At 72.0% G+C, this 4,146-nt stretch carries 5 protein-coding genes; 3 read left to right on the forward strand and 2 right to left on the reverse strand.

Annotated elements, in window-relative coordinates; genetic code table 11:
• Positions 1–334: 334 nt before the first annotated feature.
• Positions 335–769 carry a hypothetical protein gene (locus ACFWA9_RS38510; RefSeq protein ID WP_352298644.1) on the forward strand — a complete coding sequence of 145 codons (435 nt, stop codon included), beginning with the start codon at positions 335–337 and terminating at the stop codon, positions 767–769.
• A gap of 145 nt (positions 770–914) precedes the next feature.
• Here ACFWA9_RS38510 and ACFWA9_RS38515 read toward each other — a convergent pair whose 3' ends face one another.
• Positions 915–1,877: an electron transfer flavoprotein subunit alpha/FixB family protein gene (locus tag ACFWA9_RS38515; RefSeq protein ID WP_380394140.1), complete on the reverse strand. Its 963-nt coding sequence runs from the start codon at positions 1,875–1,877 to the stop codon at positions 915–917.
• A gap of 50 nt (positions 1,878–1,927) precedes the next feature.
• Positions 1,928–2,713, reverse strand: coding sequence for an electron transfer flavoprotein subunit beta/FixA family protein (locus ACFWA9_RS38520; RefSeq protein WP_380394143.1), 786 nt, complete (start codon positions 2,711–2,713; stop codon positions 1,928–1,930).
• A gap of 390 nt (positions 2,714–3,103) precedes the next feature.
• Between ACFWA9_RS38520 and ACFWA9_RS38525 the strand changes: the two genes are divergently transcribed.
• Both ACFWA9_RS38525 and ACFWA9_RS38530 read left to right on the forward strand, forming a co-directional pair.
• Positions 3,104–3,472 (forward strand): PadR family transcriptional regulator, encoded by a 369-nt coding sequence (locus ACFWA9_RS38525; RefSeq protein ID WP_329486972.1) that lies wholly within the window; start codon positions 3,104–3,106, stop codon positions 3,470–3,472.
• Complete coding sequence (locus tag ACFWA9_RS38530) at positions 3,469–4,056, forward strand: HAAS signaling domain-containing protein (RefSeq protein WP_380394146.1); 588 nt, start codon at positions 3,469–3,471, stop codon at positions 4,054–4,056. Before ACFWA9_RS38525 ends, ACFWA9_RS38530 begins: the two co-directional genes overlap by 4 nt.
• Positions 4,057–4,146 lie beyond the last annotated feature (90 nt).

A 4,146-nucleotide genomic window follows, 5' to 3' on the forward strand; every position in this document is an offset into this window, starting at 1 on the left:
CCGCCGCGAACGGAGCGATCTTCGCCTCGGCCAGCGAACGCACCGCCTCACGCAGCATCTCGTGCTCCTCGGAGATCCGGAAGAGATCGAAGTCCTGGCTCATGATCGGCACTCCTGTTTCGCGACGGTACTCAGTACCCTTCATTATGCATGCGCGTAGCGAAAAGGGAACTCAGTGCCTTCCCAGGGCGGTACTGAGTTCCCTATCCTTTTGCTGGCGTACGGAGGCCGCATCGCGGACGTACGCCGAGGACACACCCCGGCCGCCCGCCGGCCGTACGCCGGCGACGCACAGCGAGCCGGCAGCCCAGTCCGAGTGCAGGGAGATGACACCGTGGTCCACTCAGCCATCGACGCCGACATCGACAGCACCCCGCTGTACTTCCAGCGCTGTACGTGGTGCAGCAACCCGACCTTCCAGCGGCTGCTCTGCCCCACCTGCGGCTCCACCGACCTGCGCCTGGAGCGCAGCCAGGGCACCGGCGTGGTGCGCCGGTGCGCCGTCGAGCAGGCCAGGACGCCCCTGGCCCGGCAGAAGTCGCTGATCCGGATGGCCGAGGGTTTCGACGTCTGGTGCATCGTCAGCGGTCTGCGCAGCACCGTCCCGGTGGGCACCCGGGTCCGGCTGACCCCGGCCCCCGACTCCGACCAGCCGGAGCTCACACTGCTGCCGCAGGAGGAGCCGGAGCGGGTCCAGCCCGCCGAGCCGCGCCCGCTGCCGCCGAGCCAGGGCGGCTTCACCCAGCACCTGGCGGCCTGCGCCGAGTAGTCCGCACACGTGCCGCGGGCGTCGCGGAGCAGGCCTGGACCACCTGCGGGACGCACGCCGCGCGGGGCAGCAGCGCATACGCCGGAGGGCGTGGCACCGGGTACCCGGTGCCACGCCCTCCCGCGCGTCGTGCTCGGCCGTCCGGTCAGCCCTTGCGGGCCTGGACCTCGCCGGTGAGCTGCGGCAGCACCGCGAAGAGGTCGCCGACCACGCCGTAGTCGACCAGCTCGAAGATCGGGGCCTCCGGGTCCTTGTTGACGGCCACGATGGTCTTCGAGGTCTGCATGCCGGCCCGGTGCTGGATGGCGCCCGAGATGCCGTTGGCCACGTACAGCTGCGGGGAGACCTGCTTGCCGGTCTGGCCGACCTGGTTGCTGTGCGGGTACCAGCCGGCGTCGACGGCGGCGCGCGAGGCACCGACGGCCGCGCCCAGCGCGTCGGCCAGCTCCTCGACCACGCCGAAGCCGGCCGCCTCGCCGACGCCGCGGCCGCCGGAGACCACGATCGCGGCCTCGGTCAGCTCCGGGCGCCCGGAGGAGACCCGCGGGGTGCGCGAGGTGACCTTGGCGGCGTTGCCGGTGAACTCGACGGTGACGTTCTCCACCGCGCCCGCGGCCGGAGCGGCCTCGGGAGCCACCGCGTTCGGCTTCACCGTGATGACCGGAGCGCCATTGCTGACGCGCGAGTCGACGGTGTACGAGGCGGCGAAGACCGCCTGGGTGGCGACCGGGCCGTCGGCGCCGGCCCGGAGGTCGACGGCGTCGGTGATGATGCCGGAGCCGATCCGCAGCGCGACCCGCGCGGCGACCTCCTTGCCCTCACCGGAGGAGGTGATCAGCACCGCCGCGGCACCGGTCGCCTTGGCGATCTGGGCCAGCGCGTCCACCTTCGGGACGACCAGCTGGTCGGCGAACTCCGCGCCGTCCGCGACGTACACCTTCGCCGCACCGAACTCGCCGGCCTTGGCGGCCAGGTCGGCCGCGGCCGCACCGGCGCCCAGCACGACCGCCGACGGCTCGCCGATCCGGCGGGCCAGGGTCAGCAGTTCGAGGGCCGGCTTGCGGACCGCACCGTCGGCGTGGTCCACCAGGACGAGAATCTCAGCCATTGCTCAATGTCTCCGTACTTCGCTGTGGGCTCGTGATGGGGGGCGGAGGCTCAGATGAACTTCTGCTCGGCGAGGAACGCGGCGAGCTGCTTGCCGCCCTCACCCTCGTCCTTGACGACCGTGCCGGCCGTCCGCGCCGGACGCGCCGTCACCGACTCCACCGCCGTCCACGCACCCGCCAGACCGACCTCACCGGCCTCGATGCCCAGATCGTCCAGGTCGAACGACTGCACCGGCTTCTTCTTCGCCGCCATGATGCCCTTGAACGACGGGTACCGCGCCTCACCCGACTGGTCCGTCACCGACACCACCGCCGGCAGCGCCGCCTCCACCAGCTCCGTCGCCGCGTCACCGTCACGACGGCCCTTCACCACACCGCCCTCGACCGACACCTCCGACAGCAGCGTCAACTGCGGCACACCCAGCCGCTCCGCCAGCAGCGCCGGCAGCACACCCATCGTGCCGTCCGTCGACGCCATGCCACCGATCACCAGGTCGAACCCGGTCTTCTCCAGCGCCTTCGCCACCACCGCCGACGTCCCGATCACATCCGTACCGTGGATGTCCTCGTCGTTCACGTGCACGGCCTTGTCCGCACCCATCGACAGCGCCTTGCGCAGCGCGTCCTTGGCGTCGTCCGGCCCCACCGTCAGCACCGTCACCTCGGCATCGCCGTGCGCCTCGGAGATCCGCAGCGCCTGCTCCACGCCGTACTCGTCCAGCTCCGACAGAAGGCCGTCCACACCCTCCCGGTCGGTGGTGTGGTCGTCCGCGAAACGACGGTCGCCCGTCGCGTCCGGCACGTACTTCACACAGACAACGATCCTCAAGCTCATGAGCGGTTCTCCTGATACGGGTGCACTGGTCCATGGCCTCAGGTCATGCCCAGGGTACTGAGTGCCAAGTCCGGCCCGGCCGCGCCGCACGCGGGAGCGGGCGCCACCTGGACCGGCATGCCGTGTCGGCTCTCTTCGACTGGCGTCAGAGGCTCGCCTCAGAGAATACGGCACTCAGTACCCCGCGTAAAGGAACTCAGTACCCTTCGCCCGTCGCCGGGGTGCCCCCGGGGGCACCCCGGGCGCCCGCGAGCATCGTCCAGGACGTCGCGCGGAATCCACCGGACCCTCCGGGCGGGCCCCCGCCGGGGCCACCCGTCCGGCGGCCCCCGACCGGGCCGGACGCTCGCGCGCTGCGGCCATCATGCCCTGCGTGCTACCTTGCTTTGCATGGTAGCTGGCAATGCAAGCATCCCTGCGGCGGACGGGCCCGTGGCGAGCCAACTCCGCAAGGGGGTGCTGGAGTACTGCGTCCTGGCCCTGCTCCGGGACGGACCCCGCTACGGCGTGGAGCTGCTGGCGGAGCTCGCCCGAGTCGAGGTGATGGCCACCAGCCAGGGCACGATCTACCCCCTGCTGTCCCGCCTCCGGCGGACCGGGCTCGCCGACACCCACCTGCGGGACTCCGAGAGCGGGCCGCCGCGCAGGTACTACACGCTGACCGACGCCGGCCGGAGCGCGCTGGAGGAGTTCACCACGAGCTGGCCCTCCTTCCGCGCCGCCGTCGACCACTTCCTCACCCCTGGAGAGACGCCGTGACGGACACCCTCGCCCACCCCCTCGTACGGGACTACCTCTCCTCGGTCGAGGCGCTGACGGCCGCGCTTCCCGAGCTCCACCGCCGGGAGCTGCTGGCGGACCTGCGCGAGCACATCGAGGTGGCACTGGCGGACGCCGGCCACCTCGACGGGGACGGCGTGCGAGGCGTACTGGACCAGCTGGGGGCGCCCGGCGAGATCGCGGCGGCCGCGCTGGCCGAGGAACCGGACGGCGACCGGCCGGTGCCGGAGAGCGGCGGGCGGACCGCGGTCACCGCCGCCCTGATCGCCGTACCGCTGCCGGCCGCGCTCGTCCCGGTGATCGGGGCGCCGCTGGGACTGGTCGCCGCGGTCGTCGGGCTCGTCCGGCTGTGGAAGTCCCCGCAGTGGTCCCGGCGGGAGAAGCGGGAGGCGACGCTGCTCGCGCTCTCGCCCGTCCTGGTCCTCCCGGTGGTCGCGGCGGTGCTCTCGGTGGTGCTCGGCGGCTTGAGCGCGCGCACGGTGACGATCGCGCTCCTGGTGACCCTGGCCCTCCCGGTGGTGGCGGCCGCCCGGCTGGTCCGCTCGGCCGCCCGGCTCCGCTAGGAGCTGTTCAAGGTTCGGATCATGTGGTTGAGGTCAGGGACTTCAACCACATGATCGATCCGCGTAGATGGAGGCCGGCCGTGTAGCTTT

The sequence above is a fragment of the Kitasatospora sp. NPDC059973 genome (assembly GCF_042737525.1).
In the GTDB taxonomy this organism is placed as follows: domain Bacteria; phylum Actinomycetota; class Actinomycetes; order Streptomycetales; family Streptomycetaceae; genus Kitasatospora.

Coding starts and splice junctions, on each gene's coding strand:
- ACFWA9_RS38520 (WP_380394143.1), bottom strand. CDS start 2,713: ATGAGCTTGAGGATCGTTGTCTGTGTGAAGTACGTGCCGGACGCGACG.
- ACFWA9_RS38515 (WP_380394140.1), bottom strand. CDS start 1,877: ATGGCTGAGATTCTCGTCCTGGTGGACCACGCCGACGGTGCGGTCCGC.
- ACFWA9_RS38525 (WP_329486972.1), top strand. CDS start 3,104: ATGGTAGCTGGCAATGCAAGCATCCCTGCGGCGGACGGGCCCGTGGCG.